The organism is Corynebacterium sp. c25Ua_47 (assembly GCF_039907205.1).
In the GTDB taxonomy this organism is placed as follows: Bacteria; Actinomycetota; Actinomycetes; order Mycobacteriales; family Mycobacteriaceae; genus Corynebacterium; species Corynebacterium hiratae.
Genome location: NZ_JASBOH010000002.1, coordinates 258,951 through 278,209 on the forward strand (window position 1 = coordinate 258,951; position 19,259 = coordinate 278,209).

Below are 19,259 nucleotides of genomic sequence, written 5' to 3' on the forward strand. Positions count from 1 at the left end.
AGTGTTGTCCATGAACTTCGACGCCACCCGCATGCTCTCCTTCGACCTCGAGACCACCTCCGTAAAGCCCAAAGAAGCCCGCATCGTCACCTCTGCCCTGGTGCGTATCGACGGGCGTGAAGTAGACAAGCGGGAAATGCTCGCCGACCCCGGCGTGGAGATCCCCGAGGAAGCCGCCAAGATTCACGGCATCACTACTGAGAAGGCCCGCGCGGAAGGTCGCCCCCACGAGGAGGTGCTCAAGGAGACGGTCAATTCCATCTATCAGGCCTGGGACGAGGGACTCACGCTCATTGTCTACAACGCTGCCTACGATCTCTCCGTCTTGCGCGCGCTGACCGGGGACTTCACGGTCAACGGCCCGGTGTTCGATCCTTTCGTTATCGACCGCGTTAAGGATAAGTGGCGCAAGGGCAAGCGCACCTTGGAGGAGGTCTCCGCCCATTACGGCGTGGAATTGAGCAACGCGCATGAGGCGACTGCCGACGCCCTCGCGGCCGCCCGCGTGGCCTGGAAGCAGGTGCGCCAGCACTTCCCTGAGCTAGCCCAGATGGATACCAACGAGCTCATGGAGTACCAGGCCGTCGAGTGGTACAAGGACCGCGAATCCTTCAAGAAGTACCTGGAAGGCCGCGGGCGGGACGCCTCGGATGTCTCCACCGCGTGGCCGATGATTTCTTAACTCCCACCCCCTCACCCAAATAGCACTTGCCAGTTTTCTAGAGTTCTGGAATTCTAGAAACCATGGAAACGACAGTCGAAGCACGCCTCGCCGAACTCGAAGCGCGCGTCGCCGCGCTTGAGGGGCGCACCACGCCCACCGACGCCGGCCCCGCATCCACCGCGGAAGAAGGCTCGGCCTACTGGCTGGTCGACGCCCTCGCACCCAACGAGCAGCTTCCCGACGGCTCCATCATCTTTGGCGGCAACATAAACGTCGGCAAGCGCACTTATGCCTATCAATGGCAGCGCCCCACGAACTTCGTCACCGACGAGGATTGGGCAGAAAACCTCGAGCGCCTATCCGCTCTTGCCCATCCAGTCCGCGGCGAAATCCTGCGCCGCCTGCTCGCCGCACCCGCGACAGCCGCAGAGCTTGTCGAAGAAGACATCGTCTCCTCTACCGGCACCGCCTACCACCACTTGAGCGCGCTGACCCATGCCGGCTGGACCACGAAGTCTGGCGGCGAGTATTCCATCCGCCCCGCCCGAGTTATCCCCCTTCTCACCATCATCACCGCGAGCGAGGACCACTAATGCGTAGAATGTCCCTAGCCGTCATCGCTGCCATTGCCGTTGCAGCCATCCTGCTCATCACAGGGCCGCAAAGGATTACCCTGGCAAAAGACAAAACTGGTGACGAAGCCTTAGCTGCCCAGTTGAAAGAGCACTCAGAGTCCGGCTTCCAAAACCTCACTGCCTTTACCCTCCAGGACGGCAAGGTCACCTTTGCGGGACTGGGCAGCGACGAGCACACGGAGGTCGAAATCGGCTCCGTGACCAAGATGTTCACTGGCGAACTGGCCCACCAGCTCGTCGAAGAGGAAAAACTGAGAACTGACACCACTGTGGGCGAGGTCCTCAATGTTGGCGATGCGCCCGTCGCTGACGTCACCGTCCAAGAATTGCTCGACCACACCTCTGGCCTACCGCGACTGGCGAGCGCGAGCCTCCTCAGCAATCTCGCCTCGGGTGTCACCGGCTCGAACCCCTATGAAGGTGAGACCATTGAGGACATCGTGGCTGCCGCCACGGAGGCCGAACTAAAAGACCGCGGTAAAGAATCCTATTCAAACCTTGGCTATGGGCTCCTGGGCCACATGCTCGAGACCGTTGACGGGCAACCTTATGAACAGATGCTCAAAGAACGCATCTTCGAGCCAGCTGGCATGACAGAAACCTATCTCATGACGCCGGGCTCTGTGCCTGACGACGCTCCACGCGGCCTAACCCCCACCGGCCGCCACGCTGAGCCGTGGGAGATGGAAGGCTCCGCACCCGCGGGAGCCATCCGCTCCACGGCAAGTGACATGGCCAAGTTCGCCGAGTGGTTCATGGACAACGGCGATACCGACTTCGGCTGGCAGCCTCCCAGCGAAAACAATGCTGGGTACTGGCACAACGGCGGTACATACGGTTACTCGACGATGCTCATCATCGAACCAGAGACCAAACGCGCTGCCTTCGCCAACAACGATTCCCTCGCCGGTACCGAAGACCTCGCCCAAGCTCTATTCGACGAGCTCGGATCCTAAGGAGACACCGTGTTACTCACCATCAGCATGATCGTTATCATCGCCTCCCTTCTATGGTCCGCATGGAAGGCATTCACCACCCCAGGGAAGACAGCCTCGCGCGTTATTTCCGTAGCAATCACTGCCATCGTCATCGTGCTCATCGGATATACCTTGCCCTGGAATGCGGACCTCCACTTCTTCTGGTGGTATGGCCTCGTCGCCGCATGTGCTGTGTACGCCGGTGCGGTGGCCTGGCGGGCTATGGATTCGAAGCCCGCAAGCACAATCTAAGTCCTCCCGTACACTGACGTTATGACTGCTCCCGCTTACCGCACGGTCCATATCCACGACGTCAATCCCTCCGTAATTGCCACCCTTCAGAAGCGCGCTGACGCCGCTGGGGTTTCTTTGGAAAACTACCTGCGCGATCTCCTGACAACCACAGCTTCACGCCCTGAATTTTCGCCGCGTCCCAGCGTCCAGGAAAAGCTCGCGGAGCTCACCCAGCGTGACCCTATAGCTATAAACGGCGATTTTGACATCGTCGGCGCCATTCGGGCGGGGCGGGACGCCTAATTCCACCTGGGGGACGAAAGTCTCCCAAATCTCCGCTTTTAGAAAAGTCTCCCAAATCTCCCAATGCCCTAGGATTGAGACTATGTCCCCACATGAGAACCCATTCCGCCCCACCTTCGGCGTTCCACCACTCTTTTGGGTTGGGCGCACGGCAGTGCTCGACACCTTCCGGGCTGCACTCGACTCCCAGCCGGGCAGCCCGGGCCGCTCGCTCATCATCAGCGGTGCCCGCGGTATCGGTAAGACGGTTTTGCTCAATGAGCTCGAAGATATCGCTTCTAGCCGCGGGTGGATTACCCTGCGGGCCTCGGGACGCAGCTCCTTGGTGGAGGAACTCGTGGACACCACCATCCCGCGCATCATAGACAAGCTTGCCCCGGCGGATAAGAGCAAGGTCAACCGCGTCGGTATTGGCGGCCTGGCAACCATCGGCATCCAGCACAACACCGAGGAAGCCTATAAACCGACGTTGAACACCCGCCTGCGCGAGCTTTTAGGCCTGCTCAAAGGCACTGGCGTACTGCTCACCATCGATGAAGTGCAGGACGCAGACGCCGAGGACCTCACCTCCCTGGCCGTGACCTACCAAGACTTGGTGCGCGATGAGCTCGATGTCGCTATTGTCGCCGCGGGCCTTCCGCAGGGAGTCAACCGCCTGCTGGACCTGCCGGGTGTGACCTTCCTGCGCCGCGCGCAGAAGTTCGTTCTGGGGCCGCTCTCCCCCGCGAACGCCAAGGTGGCCTTCACAGAAACCGCGGCGCAGTCCGGACTCGAATTCACCGAGGATGCGGTTGCGGCTGCGGTGCGGCTGTCCCGAGGCTACCCCTACATGGTGCAGCTGGTGGGCTCATTGGCCTGGGGAAAGGCGCAGCGCGAGGGTGGAAGCCGCATCGAGGAGGGTGACGTCGCGGCAGTGTCAGCCGAGGCGATCTCGGTTCTCGGCGCCCAGGTCCACCAGCCCGCTACCCTGGCGCTTCCGCCAGCGCAGCGCCTCTTCCTCGAAGCGATGAGCGCGGTTATGGAGAACGGCACGGCGGAAATCAAGAACATCGCCGCTCACCAGGACCGGACGGTGCGCTCACTGTCGGCCACGCGCCAAAGGCTTATCGACGCCGACCTGATCGAGCCCACCGCACACGGCCAACTCCAGTTCGTCATCCCTTATATGGAGGCCTACTTCACCGCGACGGACAGCCTGGGGAGGATTGATTAAAAGGGAAATTGGGGAAGCAAAACTAGCCGCAATCCCAGTAAAAGACAGCACCATCGGCCCTGCCAGTGTTTTCGGAGCGGTACACGACAGCCTCGCCAGCCTGCATTTTCTTCAATGCGTCCGGGTGCAGAAATACGTGGGCCACACCGAGGTCACCCCACATGGCCTCGAAAGGAAGCTCTTCTTCTTCCAGATATGTGGAATCGATTTCTAGGAAGTGAACGTACCCTTCAGGCTGCGTAGGGTCTTGTGCGAAGGCTGGGAAACCGCCAAGCATAATGTCGCTTTGGTTTCTGGCTGCGGCTCGCAACTCAACCAGCTCGTCAAAGTAATCAAACTCTTCAAGAAAGTCATCGCCTTTTCTAGACTTCAAAGCCTCGTACACTGCATAGTCGGTGGGAGGGACCATTGCCACTGCACTAGACAAGGAGATCGGAGAGTTCATAACCTCCCCAAGATCCTTGCTAAACGGGGAACAAAAATCCTCGTGCTTTTCATCGAAGGCAGCAGGCTCCGCGGTATGAGGTCCAGGAAAGCTGTGGTTGCCAAAGCCTTCCGCAGGCTCAGGGATATAGCGAATTTCCATGCCATCGCCAGGCGAATCCGAATCGAAACCGCCGAAGAACGGATCAGCACCGACGAAGAGTTGAAAAATTCCTGACTCCGGAATCAATCCGTCGAGAGTTGCTTCGCTTTCCGACGCCCCCTCCGCACGCACATGACAGACAATATCGGCAAAATTTAGCTGAATGATATGGAGTAATGGCTGACCGTTCTTTGAAATGGGCCATGTCGAACCTTCCGGAAGATACGGTCTACCTCCGAAGTACGAGCCATGTTCGGTGGGAGTGCCGTTGGAGTAGGGAAGGACGACGCCTGGCTTGGCAAGTTGGATTAGGTCATCGGCATCTTCGGAGACGAGCTCTCCGGACTCGATCATCGAACGTAACGCTTTAACCTGTGCTGTGAACTCTGGCATGGCAGGTGGTTCTTTCTCTAGGACAACGAGGGATTTAATCAGGGATTATCCTTCAAAAGAAAGCATGCTGCAATAGATATCTAGCCTGTTCTGGTTCATATTCGAGGCCTAGGTCAGGTGAAAGCTCAATTAGAGATCCCCAGCATCGCGGGTGAGAATGCCGGCGGTCTCGTTAACCGAGCGCAGAGAACGAGCGGAAGCCTTGACGGGATAGACGTCGAAACGGTCGACGAGGAGCTCGCGCGGCATGCCGATGCGGTCGAGATGCCGGGCCAGCGCAATGGCCTCCGCGCGGGCATCGGAACCTTCAAGGCCCAGACCAATGCGGTGGCCCGCGTTGAGGTGCTCACCCAGTCCGTCCAGGTGGCGCGGGGTCTCCAGACCACGGAAATCCGTGAGGAAGGTCGTGGCTGCAGGCGCCACTGACCACAGCGGCGGGGCGTGCAGGTAGTCGGCCTCGAAGACGAGAAGCTGCTCAAGAGCTACCTCGTCTGGGACCGCCGGAATGGTATCGAAGTCGGTGGTGCCGGGGATTCGGCCGGCGATAACGTCTGCGAGGAGTGGTTCGTCGAGCTGGACGACGACCTCCCCGTGGAAACGGCGCGCAACATCCGCGGCGTGGGCACGGAGGCCGTAGAGAAGTGACTCTGCGAGTTCGTTGAAGGCGCCGCGATCGGTAAGGACACGGTGGCCGTCGGAAAGCTCAATGCTCGCCGCGAGCGACCAGGGACCGAGCGCTTGCACCTTAATACGGGGCACGGTCTCGCCCCAGACCTCCTGAACCTCATCGAGGTCGCGCTCCAAGCGGTCCCACGTACGCCGGGTCAGCAGCTGCGGGCGCGCCGTCATGCGCCACGAGCGCGGGCCGCGGTCGATGGAGATCGCATCTAGCATGCTGGCCGTGCGGCCCACAGCATCGGAGCCGAGCCCACGCTCGGGCAGCTGCGGGATGGCGGGAAGCTCGGTCTCCCCCATGATGATGTCCGCTGCTTCCGCCATGGAGGTACCGGGCATGGGGCCAAGGGCGAATCCCGTCATCTACACCGTCCCGCAGATGGTGCCGGAGCCCAGGACAATATCGCCCAGCTCATCCGGGCTCGGCAGATAGAGCACAGCCGCCTGGCCACGAGCCACACCGGAAAGAGGCTCCTTCAGTTCCAGCGTCATGCGGTCGGCCTCGCGGTCCACGTGAGCGCGGCAGGGAACGACAGAGCCGTGGGCGCGCACCTGCACCTCGCAGTCGAAGTCACCTTCCATAGCCGGGTGCAGGTACTTCAGGCGGTCAGCCTCGATGCGGGTTACGGCCAAGTCGGCACGCGATCCCACGGTGACGGTACCGGTGGCCGCGTCGATGTCGGTGACGTAGCGCGGGGAGCCGTCGGCAGTCGGCGTCTTGATGTCGAGGCCCTTGCGCTGGCCGATGGTGTAGTTCCACGCGCCGTCGTGTTCCTTGAGCTCATTGCCCTCAGTGTCCACGATCATGCCCGGGCGCAGGCCGATGGAACGGCCCAGAAAGGCCTGCGTATTGCCATCCGGAATGAAACAGATGTCATAGGAATCTGGCTTGGCCGCCGTGGAGAAGCCATGGCGCTTGGCTTCCTCGCGGATCTGCGGCTTCGGGGTATCGCCAATCGGGAAGAAGCAGTGATCCAGCTCTTCCTTAGTGATAACGCCCAGCACATAGGACTGGTCCTTGTTCTCATCCAAGGAGCGGCGCATGTAGCCATCATCGTCGATTGTGGCGTAATGGCCCGTGGCCACCGCATCGAAGCCCAGCGCCATGCCTTTGCGGAGCAAAGCTGCAAACTTGATCTTCTCATTGCAGCGCAAGCACGGATTCGGGGTCTCACCGCGGGCATAGGAGTCCACGAAATCACCAATGACGGCTTCCTTGAACTCCTCGGAAAAGTCCCACACATAGAAGGGTATGCCGAGCTTGTCGCACACGCGGCGGGCATCGGCGGAATCCTCCAAGGAGCAGCAGCCGCGTGCCTTCTCACGTGTCTGCTGCGCATCCTTGTGCAGGGCCAAGTGCACGCCAATGACGTCGTGGCCCGCCTCCACCGCACGCGCGGCTGCGACCGAGGAATCGACGCCGCCGGACATGGCTACCAATACTCGCATGCTCTCCCCTTCTCGTTTCTTTATCGCCCACCAAGGCTAGTCGCGGTGCACCTCATACCCCAACACACGAACCACGCAGCCTATTCCCTAAGCTAAGAGGCACTATGGGCAGAAAGCGCAACACCACCAATTCCATCGCGGGCACCTACGAGATTTCCACCGGCGAGCTCGTCGTCGAGCCGGATCCCTTCCGCGACGGTGCCTTCATCCTCAACATCAACGGCGTGCCCTCCTCACATCTCATCCCCGATGAACCGCGCACCCTCGAGTTTGAATACATGCGCTGGATTGCCGCCGCGGTGGAGAACCTCGCGCCTGGCAAGCGCCTGCTCCACCTGGGCGGCGGTGGCTGTTCTCTCCCCCGCTACTTCGCGGATCTCTGGCCGGATTCCCACAACACCGTCGTCGAGCTCGACGCCAAATTGGCCGAGCTCATCCGGGAACTGGCCGATATTCCTTCCGCTCCTCGCGTGAAAATCCGCGCCGGCGAGGCACGCGCGGTCACCGAAGGTTTCCCGCCGAACCGCTTCGACGTCATCATCCGCGATGTCTTCGCGGGCGCTGTCACGCCAGAACCTCTCACCACCACAGAGTTCTTCCAGCACGCCCACGCCACCCTATCCCCCGGCGGTCTTTACGTTGCCAACTGCGGTGACCATTCCGATCTCCAGGGCGCGAAGGCGGAACTGGCTGGCATGGCGGAGGTCTTTGCGCACGTCGCCGTTATCGCCGATCCTCCCATGCTTAAGGGTCGGCGCTACGGCAACATCATCCTCATCGGCTCCGATACCGAGTTGCCTGTCGACGGCTCCCCCGAAGCCGCCGCCCTAGCCAAGCCGCTACTCTCCGGTGCGGTTCCCGCACACTTCCGCGACGAGTCCTGGACCCGCCGCTTCTTTACCGGCGCGAGCCCACGCCACGACGTCGCAGCAACCGCCGACGATTAGCGCAGGCTCTTGAGCAGGTCCGCCACCTGCTTGGAATCAAATGCCGGGATCTCCACACCCGCGGCGTGACCAGCACTGCGGGCAGCACGGCTGGCATTCTCCACGTCCTGCTCGCTGACGTTGTTGGCATCAAAGTCCTGCAGGTGCTGCGCGTTATCCAGGAAGATGGCTAGGTCGCCGACGGTGGCGTCGTTATTTGCCAGGCTCTTGAGGTCATCAACGCTAATAGCGCCGGTGTTGAGCAGCTTCTCTGCCTGCTTCACAAGCCCGGTCGGATCCACGTCTAGACCCGCATCCTTCGCAGCATCGGCCACAGCAGGAACGGCCGCCGCGCCTGCTGCCAGTGCCAGGATTCCGGCAATCAGCACGCCGGCATCATCACCCAGGTCCACGCCCGGAATGACCAGGTCATCCAAGATGCCGCCGAAGTCGATGTAGTTGCCAGCAGAGAAAGAGTGCAGCTGCGCCTCAGTACCGTTGAAGAGGTTCAGGTCAACGTCGGTCTCAATGCCGGCCACGCGTCCGCTGCCGGAGCGCTGCCAGAAGGCCAGCCTGTCCCAGCCGCCGACCGGGTCCGGCGCGGTGTCCTGGTAGGCCGCCAACCACAGCGGGTACTCGGAGAAGCGCGTGGTGTTACCCATCTGGCCCATCCAGAAGTACTTGTAGGTGTACAGCATCGGCGTGCGCCCGGTCAGGGACTTCACCTCCGTCATGAAGGTATCAATCCAGTCAGCAAGCTGGTCGGCATTCAGTCCCTCATCAACCTCGATATCGAGCACCGGCGGCAGGGTCTGCGTCGGCACCAACGCGATCTGAGAGGCGAAGCTGGCCGCCTGCTGCTTAGCATCACGTGCCGGGCGCGCGTAGTGGTAGGCGCCGACCTTCAGACCAGCAGCAGCCGCAGCATTGGCATCGCGCACGAAGTGGTTGTTGACGAACCCGACGCCCTCGGTGGCCTTGACAAAGGCATAGGACTGGCCGTCCGACTTCACGGCATCCCAATCGATGCCGCGCAGGGACGCGTGGTTATTTCCGGAGACATCCACACCGGAAGGTGCGTAGGACGGAATGGCAACGGCGGTGGATACGGACAGTGCCACGGCCGCTACTGCGGTAACGGCGGCGGTAACAAGGCGACGTGCATGGCTCATGCGCGCCACACTACCTCCGCTTTAACACTAATCACTGAAGCAACACACGAAACATTGAACTCTTTTGCCACAACCATCAACTCAACTCCCCAACAGCCGCTCCCAACAGCAGCAACCGCTGCTAAACTGCGCTTCACATCGCCACCACCCCATCAGGTGAACACGACGCCGACGAAGGACAGCGCCATGGACCAACCCACCATCGACCCACACCTTCCCAACGAGCCACAACAACCACAGACGCCCAACGCACCCCAAGCGCTCAACGCGCCCCAGGAGTCCAAAGCATCGGAACTACCTCCACGCCGCGGCTGGGAAGGAGTCTTCAACGAGAAACTCGCCCTATGGGGCTCCGCTATCCTTCTGGCTGGCTGGGCGCTGGGGTTGCTCTCCTTGCTCATCGCAGACAGCGCTGCTTCGGGCACTGATGATGCCGTGTCCTTCTTCTTCGGATTCTTCGGCATTTTCGCGTTCATCGGGCTGTGTATCGCAACGCCTTTTCTCGCAACCCTCTTTGCCTTCATCGCCATCGCATCACTCGACTCTGACGTGCCAGAACGCAAACGCAACGCCAGAATCGCACTCGTGCTGGCGATACTGAGCATAATGCCCATCGTTGTCTACTTCGGCCCGAAATACATGTTTTAGGTGCTGCCTCTGTGATGTCTAAGCCTTAACAACCTCAGCCCAATGTCAGCACCAAAGACTGATGCAGACTAAGGACAGCCCCCATGGACCAGCCCTCCATCGATCCTCACTTTTCCAATGAGCCACAGCAGCGCTCAGAACCCACGGAACCGGAGCTTCCCCCACGCCGCGGCTGGGAAGGAGTCTTCAACGAGAAACTCGCCCTATGGAGCTCTGCCATCCTTCTGTGCAGCTGGGCACTGGGGTATCTCATCCTGCTCATCGCGGACAGCATTGCATCGGGCATCGAAGAAGCCTACTTGTACGGACTCCCCGGCATCGTCATCTTCACGGTGCTGCGTTTTACAACGCCTTTTCTCGCACCACTCTTTGCTTTCAGCGCCATCGCGTCGCTCTCATCTGACGTGCCAGAACGCAAGCGCAACGCCATCATCGCACTCGTGCTTTCGATAGCGACGGTGATCCCCAACGTCGCGTATTTCTGAGCGATCTATTTTTTCTAGGGCCCGACTCCAGGCGCTAACCCTAGGCGCCAACTCCACAGCCCTGACTATTACGCAGTGCTTGGCGACGTCCCGCCCACGCTCACGAACTCAGGTTATCCAGGGATTCAGAGCAGGATGAGCCGCAGCCACGAATAACGAGGCGCAGCTTATTGCATCGCTATTCGGAACCCAGGCCATCCACAATCCGCACGGTCTCCATAGCCACGCGCACTACTTTCCCAATCAGGTCCGCGATGTAGCGCGGGTTGCCTACCTCGTCGGCCCAATCGTTCGGGTCATTGACGATGCCAGAAGCCTTGTCCTTCTTGACCTGGTAGCGGTCAATCAGCCACGCGACAGCCGACCTCGAGCCCAGCATGTACTCATCCGCTTCTTCCGGGATACCGGCGATGGTCACGCGCTTGTTGTAGATCAACTTCGTCACGTCATTGACGTTCTTTCCCGTCTCTGGGTCCTTGCGCTTGGCCCACTTCATCTTGAGCACGCGCCACGTCTCACGGTCGGCCTCATCGCCCTTGACCTGAATGTCCAACGGCCACGGTTCCACGGTCTCGTAGTTGACGTGAAGGTCCATCAGCTCTTGGCCAGCAGCAGCGAACTTGTCGAACTCCGCGCGCGAGCTCGGCGTTTCAATATGAGGAAGCATCTTCTTCAAGTCAGCCGCGTACTTCGTACGGTAGACAGGGTCATGCAGCTTGCCGTAGACAAAGTGGAAGATGTCATCACCCGTGATGTCTGAGCCCAGTGCATCGCGGTAGAGAGCCTTAATCTCATCAGTAATGTTGTCCACGCGCACGAAGCCGTCGACGACCTCACCAATCGAGCCGTAGACACTGGCTTCACCTTGCTTAACGACGCCTCCCTCACCGAACAGCCCACCGTCGTCCGCTTCGACGGCGGCCCAGGTGAAGCGAGGGAAGAATTGGCCTGCGTTACTTCCCCACATTGCCAAATCAGGAATCAAATCGGTCGCTAACGCGGAGAACGGCTTCGCACTTCCGGGGTTAACTACGTAGAACCCTATGTTTCGGTGCTCTGAGGTTGGAAACATCGATGGAAGTTGGCCACGACGATCATTAAAGTCCGAAGAAAAATAGAGGTGTTGGCGACAAAACGGCCTATACAGTCCTCCCCTGCAGTCTCGCTCGTCGAAGGAAAGCCTTATGCCCCGTTTCTTGAGCTGTTCGTATCGTGAAGACCATTTAATCCTTGCGGGGTCTAAATGCTTAGCATCACCAATCTGGTTAAAGAAATCCAGTGAGGATTTTACATTGCTTATTAAGCTTCTCCGTTCAAATGCGTACGCCCAACTATCACGGGCAGTTGCAACTCCTCCACTGTTCAAAACGAAAAACTTGTTCTTCGCGATGCCTTCATTCTTCGCGCTGAGAACCGGCCAAGTTGAGAACTCTTCAGAGCGCTGGCTCAACCAGTCGCCTTCTTTGTTCGGAGAAATCGATTGCCAGTCCACATTCCCTACCGAGGAGGCATCTACGATACGGAGCTTTTCTTCCGCTGTGAGGTAGTCGCCAATATCTCGATAATGCAGGTCGAAAGCAGATTTCGAAGGGTCTTTTACTCCGATCGTGATCGCTACAGTATTGCGGGAACCGGAACCAAAGACCTTTCCGCCTTCCTTGCGCGATTGTTCGCCAGCGGTACGCTGGTTGCCCCGCAGGTTAAACACGTACAGGTCAGTGAAATCCTCTGCCATCGACAGGCGCACTCCATCGCCGGTGTTTCCGTCAATCCATCCGCCGTTAGAGACGAACGCGACTACTCCTTGGTCACCAATGCGGTCAGTGGCCCAGCGGAAAGCACGCAAATACGAGTCATACAACGAGTTCTTCAGTTGCGCGGTCGACTTCGCGGCATACGTCTCCGCGATGCGCTTATCCAAGCTCGGATACTTCAGGTTCGCATTGAGATCGTTGGCGGACTTCTGCCCCGCAGAGTACGGCGGGTTGCCAATCACGATGTTGATGGGCGCTTGCTTCTGTCGCTCGATGGTCTCGTTGTTCTCGCGGAAGATGTTGAGGTCCGGGATGTCGCCTTCCTCGTGGATTTGGAAAGTATCAGCCAAAGCAATGTTGGTGAAAGGCACGTACTCGGGTGCGGGCTCGCCGTTGCGCAGAGCTGCCTCTTCGCGCAGGGCGTTATAGGTGGTCTCAATGTTCACCGCGGAGACGTAGTACGCCAGCAACATGATCTCGGTGGCGAAGAGCTCGTTAGCGTACTTGCGAGCGAGGTCCTCTGGTTTGATAAGTCCGGACTGAAGCAGGCGAACAGTGAAGGTGGAGGTGCCCGCAAAGGGGTCGAGGATGCACACGCCCTCATCGGTCAGTCCCTTACCGAAGTGCTTCTTGGATACGTCATCGGCGGCGCGCAGGATGAAGTCGACGATTTCGACTGGGGTGTAGACGATGCCGAGGGCTTCTGATTGCTTCTTGAAGGCCTTGCGGAAGAAGCGCTCGTAGAGCTCCTTGATGACCTGCTGTTTGCCGGAGGCAGAGTTCACCTCAGAAGCACGAACGCGGACGGACTCGTAGAACTTCTCCAGAGACTCGGTCTCGGTATCGAGGTTCGCCTTGGACAAGGCCTTGACCATCTTCTCCATGACCTGAGCCACGGGGTTGTGGGTGATGAAGTCATGGTTCTCAAAGAGCGCGTTGAAGACCGGTGCTGTAATGAGGTGCTGCGAGAGCATCGAGATGGCGTCCTCTTCGCTGATGCCATCGTTGAGGTTGTTGCGCAGGCCTTCGACGAAGCTGTCGAATTCGGTGCGGAGGGAGCCGTCAGCGCCGTCGAGAAGCGCCTTGATGCGGGTGATTTGGTTCTCCGCAATGGTGGCGACATCATCGGCCCAGTCTTCCCAATAGGTGCGGGTGCCGACCTTGTCCACCAGCTTGGTGTAAATGGCTTCCTGCCACTGCTCCAGCGGGAACAGTGCCATCTGTTGAGCGAGATCCCTGCGTCGCTCTGCTTCGTCACTATCGCCGCCACCAGTATTCGCATCGTTGCTGTTGAGTTTCTCCCGTGGATCTTCCTCCTTCGTGGCATCGCTTGGATCGTCAGGAATCGGATTGACTGGCATTGGGATGATCGGGAGATCACCAGGATCGCCGTTAAGAGCAATGGAGTTAATCTTCGCGTTGAAGCGGTCATCGTGGGCGCGCAGCGCGTTGAGGATCTGCCAGACCACCTTGAAGCGCTGGTTGTCGTTGAGTGCTTCCGCCGGGGAGACGTTGCTGGCCACGGCTACGGGCAGGATGATATAGCCGTAATCCTTGCCCTCGGCCTTGCGCATGACGCGGCCGACGGACTGGACCACGTCCACCATGGAGTTACGGGGGTTGAAGAAGATGACGGCGTCCAGCGCCGGAACGTCCACGCCTTCGGAGAGGCAGCGGGCGTTGGTGAGCATGCGGGACTCGTGCTCCCCTGCTGGGGACTCCAGCCAGGAGAGCTTGGTGCCGCGCTCCATGGCGTTCATGCCGCCATCCACGTGTTGGGCGGCGACGTGGAGGTCGACGTTGGTGAGGGAGACGTCGTTAAGCACTGCTTTTTCTTTGAGCAGTTCCTGGTGGGTGCCGATGAGCGAGGGGTAGGTCTCCGCAATGAGTTGGGAGGTCTTGATGTCCTTGGCAAATGCCACGGCGCGCTGCATGGGCTGGGCGTCTTCCTCAAAGCCGCCCTTCTTGCCCTGCAATTCACCGGAGCGCTTGGCCAGGCCGTTCCAGGCACCAATCATGGCGGAGGCTAGTGAAAGGTTGACCTGGTTGTTCTCACTGTGGGCCATGGCTTGGGCGGCCACGGATTCATCCACGGTCATGACAAGCACCTTGTAGTCAGTGAGCAGGCCCTTGTCCACGGCTTCGCCGAAGCCGAGGCGGTAGAACTCCGGGCCGTAGATGGCTTCATCATCCATAGAGGCCAGCTCCGCGGAGTGCTCTTCGGCCTTGCCCTTGACGGCTTCGTCGTAGAGGCGTGGGGTGGCTGTCATGTAGAGGCGCTTGGCTGCCTTGATGTAGTCGGCGTCGTGGACGCGGACGAAGTTGCTGGCGTCCTCATTAGCCAAGGTGATTCCGGTGGTGCGGTGGGCTTCATCGCAGATGACGAGGTCGAAATCATCGAGGCCGACCTGTTGGGCATCGTGCACTGCCTGGATGGACTGGTAGGTGGAGAAGACGATGTTGAGGCCCTTGGCACGCTTTCCGGACTCAAAGCGCGTGGTGATGTCCTTGCCTTCGGTGGAGACTGGGACCTCAAGGTCGTAAACAGCGATGTCTTCGGCCTTCTTGGAAACCTTGCTATCGGAGCACACCGCGAAGGCGCGCATGTCGAGGCGGCCCTGGGCGGTCCACTCCTTCAGAGTTTGGGAGAGCAAGGAGATGGACGGCACGAGGAAGAGGATGCGGGCTTTGCCGCCGTTGTCTTCAGCGACGCGCTCCGCTAGGCGCAGGGCGGTGAAGGTTTTGCCGGTGCCGCAGGCCATGATGAGCTTGCCGCGGTCATGAGTCTTGAACCCTTCGATGGCTTTGTCGATGGCCGCCTGCTGGTGTGGGCGGGGCTCGAAGGTCTCGCGCTGGGAGAGGTTGATCTGGATGGTTTTATCGCGCACTTCCGAGCCAGGGAAGGCCACGTCCCAGTTGATGGGTGACTCCGCGATGGCGGAAATGCCAATGCGACTGGTGGGAATGATTTGGTTGGCCAGGGCGTCCTCCGCATGGGAGGACCAGTGGTCCGTGGTGGAAATAATCAGGCGGCTCCCGAAGTGCTGGCGGCCGTCTTCCGTTTCGAAGGAGTGACCGGAGGCTTCGAAAAAGGAATCCAGGTGGGATTTCTGGATGCGGGCCTTGGAGTCATAGAACTTGCACTGGATGGCGGTCCACGAGCCGTCATCGACGCGGCGGGCCACCAGGTCAATGCCGGTATCTGCCTTGCCGCCGTTGTAGCGCCAATCCGTCCAGCGACAGACCTCATCGAATTGGTTCTTCAAGGTTGGGTCAGTCTTGAAATAGTTGACCATCAGCTTCTCAAAGGCAATGCCATACTTTGCCTTTGGTTGGTTTTCACGCAGCTGTTCTAGGACCTCAGAGAACTTCGACATGAGAACATTGTGCCCGAAGGTGTGCACGAGGTTCTGTCAACACACTGGTCTTAGCGTGGATCTGCTTTGCTGGGTTCCGTTGCGCTTTGCTCCGCTTTGGCTTGCTTGCGCTCAGCCAACCACGTCTTCACAGCTCGGGCGGCGTCGGCTGCACGCATGTCGGGCACGTAGGCGTGAACGACGGCGAGTCCAATGGCGGGCAGTGCCAGCTCATCGTTGTAGGCTAGGTACCATTTGTGCTCTTCCGGCTGGAACTTGCGTTTGGAGGCGGCCAGGCTGCGGAAGCCGTAGAGGGGCTCCATTTCTTCGCCGAGGCGGGTGAGGAGGGCGTCGAGAAGCCCGGGCTCCTCCGGTGTTCCTGACAGGGGAGCGCCGGAGAGCGAAATCCAGGCGCAGCCTTCGCCGGCGGCGATGATCATGGCTTCAGAGATGAGTAGCTCGATTGCCCCCTTGAAGCCGTGGTCGGCGCGGCGCATGACGTCGAGGGTGTAGCCCACCACGCTGCCGTTTTCGCGAACAGGGAGCCAGGATGTCACGCCGTGCAGCGTGCCGTCCTCCCCCAGCGCGAGCAGTAGCTTGGTGCCTTCCTCCCGCAGCTCGTTAACACCGCCCAAAGTAAAGCCCATCTCCGGGAGAGCTTTGTCAGAGACCCATTCTTCGGAGAGCTCGGCGATTTTGTTGCGGGTGGCAAGATCGAGGTCCTTCCACTCCGTCCACAGCGTGGTCACTCCCTCCTTGCCGGCCTTGTTGCGGGCGGTGCGGATGTTCTGGAATTTCTTGCCTTTGAACTCGGTGTTAGAGGTGTCCAGGACGGCTTCTTCGGCTACTTCGAGGCAGTGGAAGCCGGGGCGGGTAAAGCTTTCCCGTACTGAGTACCAGGCTGGACGCCAGCCCTGTTCGCGGGCGAATTCTTCGAAGGCGGCTGCGGTGGCCTGCGGGTCAGTGCCCACCGGCTCGCCGAGACTGAGCGCAATCCCGTTGTGGACGCGGTAGGCAACGTAGTTGCTGTCGTTAAAGAAGTAGCGGTTCGCCTTCCACAGAGTCATGGCGGAAAGGTGGTCGCCGCTACCCTGCTCCAGGATGGCGCGGGCACGCTCGCGGGCCTCAGCGGTCTCAGGGTTAGCCGGCGTGGCAAACATGCGGTAAGCAACCCACGCTGCGTACATCCAGAACAGTGTGCCTACCCACTCGTAGAGGGCCCAGGTCAGCCACGTGGTCGGTGCAAGTTCGAGCGGGAGCAGAGTGGCCACGACTGGTGGGACGTAGCGCAGCGGGAGTTCGGCCAGGATCGATCCGGCAGTGGCTGTCTCGACGAATCCGTCCTTGAGAAGTAGTGCGCCGACTCCCCAGAGAGCGGCTGTGAGGGCGAAGGCAGCAGCGATTTTGCTAGCGGCCTGGCCCAGCGCACCTGCGCTTTCGTGGATGTGGAACACGCGGTGATTCCAGATTAGTACGAGGAGGCAGGTGGCCCAGGGCAGGACCACGGCCGCTAGGTTGACGCCGTAGAGCACCAGGCCTTCTTGGCTAAAGTCCCACAGCTGTGCTAGAAGAACAGCGATGACGAGTAGCTGGGTAAGGACGGAAAGCCACCAGGCTAGGCGGCGACCACGGATGAGGCCAAAGCACAGCACCAGTTGGATGATGAGCGGCATAAAACTGGCGATGGCCGGGCCAACGCCTTGGACGCGGGCAACGTCGAGGGCGGCTAAGCACCCCTGGCTTGCGGGGCCAGCCTGGCAGAGTTCAGTGGCGTGGTAGGCAGCGGAGTTGAAGGACCACATCAGCCGGGTGACTGGGCTGAAGGGTCCTTCGGCCAGCGGGTCAAGGGCCACGAAGGCTGGGCCAATGGCTACCACGCCCAAGATGAGCGCGGTGAGCACGCGGCGTTCAGGTACCGAGGCGCGGTGGAAGGCAGTGGGGCGCTGCGCATTTGTGCGAGGCGCAAAGACACTCCACGCAATGCCGGCCGCGATGGAAAGCACTGAGGCGGTGACGCCGAGGACGTCGCTCAACGTACCGCCGTACAGGGCCATGGTGAGAGTCAAGGCAAGAATGCTCACACGCACGCGGCGCTGCCATAGGCGAGGCATCCAAGCAGAAGCGAAGCCGGCAGTACCCACGATAAAACCGATGGGTGATAAGCCAGTGGAGCTCAGAAGATCATCGCCCCAGCGGTTTAGCCCGAGCTCTTCGATGCCGTGGGCGGCTACGTAGGCCAAGGGAACGGAGATGAGCTGCGTGACGATACCAACGGCGAGAGTGCGCAGGGAACCTAGCCGGTATTCCGAAGGAAGAACGAAAGCTAGGGCCATGAGGGTGAGTGCCACAACTGCGCCGAAGGTACGGCCGGTCAGGCCGATCGTTTGCGTAATGCCCGCCAGCCCTGGAACCGCGTAGGTCACGATGACCAATACCCACATCAGAAGGATCAACACCCACGTCACCGGAATGCGCCGCGCGAGGTGTCGGAAGTTGTTAGCGCTGAAGATCTGCATCTTGGACTCCATCAAAAGGATCGTTCACATCTTTCAAACCACCTTGGCGGGCGATCCAGGCGAAAGTTTCGCGCAGAGCCGGGCGCCACACCTCGAAGGAATGCCCACCCGGGCGGGTGGTGTAGAAAGTCCGCATGCCGGCGGCGCGGGCGGCATCACTCAACTGGCTGAGTGCTTTCACCGCGTTAGTGTCGCGGTTGCCGGCGATGAAGATGGCCTGGTGGTCGGGGTACTTTTTCGTCGCCAGCAGGTGTGCAGGATTAGCGGCTTGGTAGGCGGCTTCATCGCCACCATAGAACTTGGACACGGTGGCGGCGTGGTTTCCAATAGTGGGTTCGGCCTCGCCGGAGATGTCCACTGCCTGGCCATAGGCTTCGGGATGATTGGTGAGGATCTGCAGAGAGCAGGTTCCGCCGTATGACAAACCAGCGACGGTCCAATGTTGTTGATTCTCGTCGACACGGAAAGCGGTTTTGATTCCTGTCGGCACGTCGGTTGTTAGGTAGGTCATGACCTTGGCCACGGAGGTGTCCGCGCAGATGGGGTTGGCGGTCTCGCTCCCGGTAGCGTCGACAGCCACGACGATCGGGCTTAGTCCCCCATTGGCGCGTTGGAAGGCATCGGCGGTTTCGGCCGCCTCGCCGGAGCCGAACCACTGCTCCGGCCCACCCGGATTGCCGTGGAGCAGGACTAGGACGGAAAGATTCATATCCTTCTTGCTCCAATAGGCCGGCGGGATATAGGCCGTGGCCTGGCGTGCAGTGAATCCTGAGGTGGTACCCGGGAGATCTACGTGCACAATCGCAGCGGAATCCGCGGACTTCATGGCCTTGAATTGGCCGTAGTCCATCTCCTGGGCCACCGGCGTGGGATCGAGCGAGGCGATGTCCGGATAGGACTGGTACTCCATATTGGCCAGGCCGGCCACCGCAAGTGCCGAGAATGCTGCTATCACGGCCATAAGGACACGACGGCCCGCATGGTGAATGAGGGAGATAAGCGCCGCGATGGGTACGAGCCCGGCCACGAAAAGGTAGAACGGGACGTCCCAATGCTTAAGCGCGAAGTAGGCCACGGTAGCAATGACTGCGGCGAGAAGGAAGGACACGAAGTCGCGTTTGCGCAGGCGCCACGCAATGAGCAGCGCGCTGATGACCAAGATAGCAATGTAGATCCCGCCGTTCACGGGGTCAGTCAGCGGCAAGCCCAGTACGGACTGGATGAAGTTATTCACGGATTAAACATAGACCCACGCCGAGTCGAAAGCGCTGTG

At 60.0% G+C, this 19,259-nt stretch carries 16 protein-coding genes; 9 read left to right on the forward strand and 7 right to left on the reverse strand.

Annotated elements, in window-relative coordinates; all coding sequences use genetic code 11:
- Window positions 1-10: 10 nt before the first annotated feature.
- The 6 genes from QKE52_RS03450 (at window position 11) to QKE52_RS03475 (ending at window position 4,026) form a co-directional block, all read left to right on the forward strand.
- Complete coding sequence (locus tag QKE52_RS03450; protein WP_347948142.1) at window positions 11-682, forward strand: 3'-5' exonuclease; 672 nt, start codon at window positions 11-13, stop codon at window positions 680-682.
- Between the two features lie 62 nt (window positions 683-744).
- Window positions 745-1,257 (forward strand): helix-turn-helix domain-containing protein, encoded by a 513-nt coding sequence (locus QKE52_RS03455; RefSeq protein WP_049157229.1) that lies wholly within the window; start codon window positions 745-747, stop codon window positions 1,255-1,257.
- Complete coding sequence (locus tag QKE52_RS03460) at window positions 1,257-2,255, forward strand: serine hydrolase domain-containing protein (protein WP_347948143.1); 999 nt, start codon at window positions 1,257-1,259, stop codon at window positions 2,253-2,255. The genes QKE52_RS03455 and QKE52_RS03460 overlap by 1 nt, the downstream gene beginning before the upstream one ends.
- A 9-nt stretch (window positions 2,256-2,264) precedes the next feature.
- On the forward strand, window positions 2,265-2,528 hold the full coding sequence (locus QKE52_RS03465) for a hypothetical protein (RefSeq protein ID WP_070547392.1): 264 nt from the start codon (window positions 2,265-2,267) through the stop codon (window positions 2,526-2,528).
- 21 nt (window positions 2,529-2,549) lie between these two features.
- A complete protein-coding gene (locus tag QKE52_RS03470; RefSeq protein ID WP_070515603.1) occupies window positions 2,550-2,813 on the forward strand; it encodes a hypothetical protein in 264 nt (87 codons plus the stop codon).
- Between the two features lie 82 nt (window positions 2,814-2,895).
- Window positions 2,896-4,026 (forward strand): ATP-binding protein, encoded by a 1,131-nt coding sequence (locus QKE52_RS03475; RefSeq protein WP_046649331.1) that lies wholly within the window; start codon window positions 2,896-2,898, stop codon window positions 4,024-4,026.
- A 22-nt stretch (window positions 4,027-4,048) separates the two neighbouring features.
- On the opposite strand, the gene QKE52_RS03480 is transcribed toward QKE52_RS03475, so the two are convergent.
- The 3 genes from QKE52_RS03480 to mnmA all read right to left on the reverse strand — a co-directional run bounded on the left by QKE52_RS03480 (window position 4,049) and on the right by mnmA (window position 7,129).
- Window positions 4,049-5,005 carry a DUF1963 domain-containing protein gene (locus tag QKE52_RS03480; RefSeq protein ID WP_046649330.1) on the reverse strand — a complete coding sequence of 319 codons (957 nt, stop codon included), beginning with the start codon at window positions 5,003-5,005 and terminating at the stop codon, window positions 4,049-4,051.
- 129 nt (window positions 5,006-5,134) lie between these two features.
- Window positions 5,135-6,043, reverse strand: a complete 909-nt coding sequence (locus QKE52_RS03485; protein WP_347948144.1) for a methionine synthase — start codon at window positions 6,041-6,043, stop codon at window positions 5,135-5,137.
- The gene (gene mnmA / locus QKE52_RS03490; RefSeq protein WP_347948145.1) at window positions 6,044-7,129 is read right to left on the reverse strand and encodes a tRNA 2-thiouridine(34) synthase MnmA; all 1,086 of its coding nucleotides are present in this window, start codon (window positions 7,127-7,129) and stop codon (window positions 6,044-6,046) included. It abuts the gene before it with no gap.
- A gap of 104 nt (window positions 7,130-7,233) precedes the next feature.
- Here mnmA and QKE52_RS03495 point away from each other — a divergent pair, with 104 nt between their 5' ends.
- Window positions 7,234-8,076 carry a fused MFS/spermidine synthase gene (locus QKE52_RS03495; protein WP_347948147.1) on the forward strand — a complete coding sequence of 281 codons (843 nt, stop codon included), beginning with the start codon at window positions 7,234-7,236 and terminating at the stop codon, window positions 8,074-8,076.
- Here the strand turns inward: QKE52_RS03495 and QKE52_RS03500 are convergent.
- Window positions 8,073-9,227, reverse strand: a complete 1,155-nt coding sequence (locus QKE52_RS03500; RefSeq protein WP_347948149.1) for a glycoside hydrolase family 25 protein — start codon at window positions 9,225-9,227, stop codon at window positions 8,073-8,075. The genes QKE52_RS03495 and QKE52_RS03500 overlap by 4 nt on opposite strands.
- 186 nt (window positions 9,228-9,413) lie before the next feature.
- Here QKE52_RS03500 and QKE52_RS03505 point away from each other — a divergent pair, with 186 nt between their 5' ends.
- Window positions 9,414-9,875 carry a hypothetical protein gene (locus tag QKE52_RS03505; protein WP_158395340.1) on the forward strand — a complete coding sequence of 154 codons (462 nt, stop codon included), beginning with the start codon at window positions 9,414-9,416 and terminating at the stop codon, window positions 9,873-9,875.
- Window positions 9,876-9,958: 83 nt separating this feature from the next.
- Window positions 9,959-10,360: a hypothetical protein gene (locus QKE52_RS03510; RefSeq protein WP_195914072.1), complete on the forward strand. Its 402-nt coding sequence runs from the start codon at window positions 9,959-9,961 to the stop codon at window positions 10,358-10,360.
- A gap of 178 nt (window positions 10,361-10,538) precedes the next feature.
- Here QKE52_RS03510 and QKE52_RS03515 read toward each other — a convergent pair whose 3' ends face one another.
- From QKE52_RS03515 to QKE52_RS03525, 3 genes are read right to left on the reverse strand one after another with little or no spacing between them, the layout of a single operon-like run.
- Window positions 10,539-15,491: a DEAD/DEAH box helicase gene (locus QKE52_RS03515; protein ID WP_347948151.1), complete on the reverse strand. Its 4,953-nt coding sequence runs from the start codon at window positions 15,489-15,491 to the stop codon at window positions 10,539-10,541.
- 50 nt (window positions 15,492-15,541) lie between these two features.
- The gene (locus tag QKE52_RS03520) at window positions 15,542-17,986 is read right to left on the reverse strand and encodes a DUF2156 domain-containing protein (RefSeq protein WP_347948152.1); all 2,445 of its coding nucleotides are present in this window, start codon (window positions 17,984-17,986) and stop codon (window positions 15,542-15,544) included.
- Window positions 17,967-19,220 carry an alpha/beta hydrolase-fold protein gene (locus tag QKE52_RS03525; protein WP_347948153.1) on the reverse strand — a complete coding sequence of 418 codons (1,254 nt, stop codon included), beginning with the start codon at window positions 19,218-19,220 and terminating at the stop codon, window positions 17,967-17,969. Before QKE52_RS03525 ends, QKE52_RS03520 begins: the two co-directional genes overlap by 20 nt.
- Window positions 19,221-19,259: the final 39 nt, after the last annotated feature.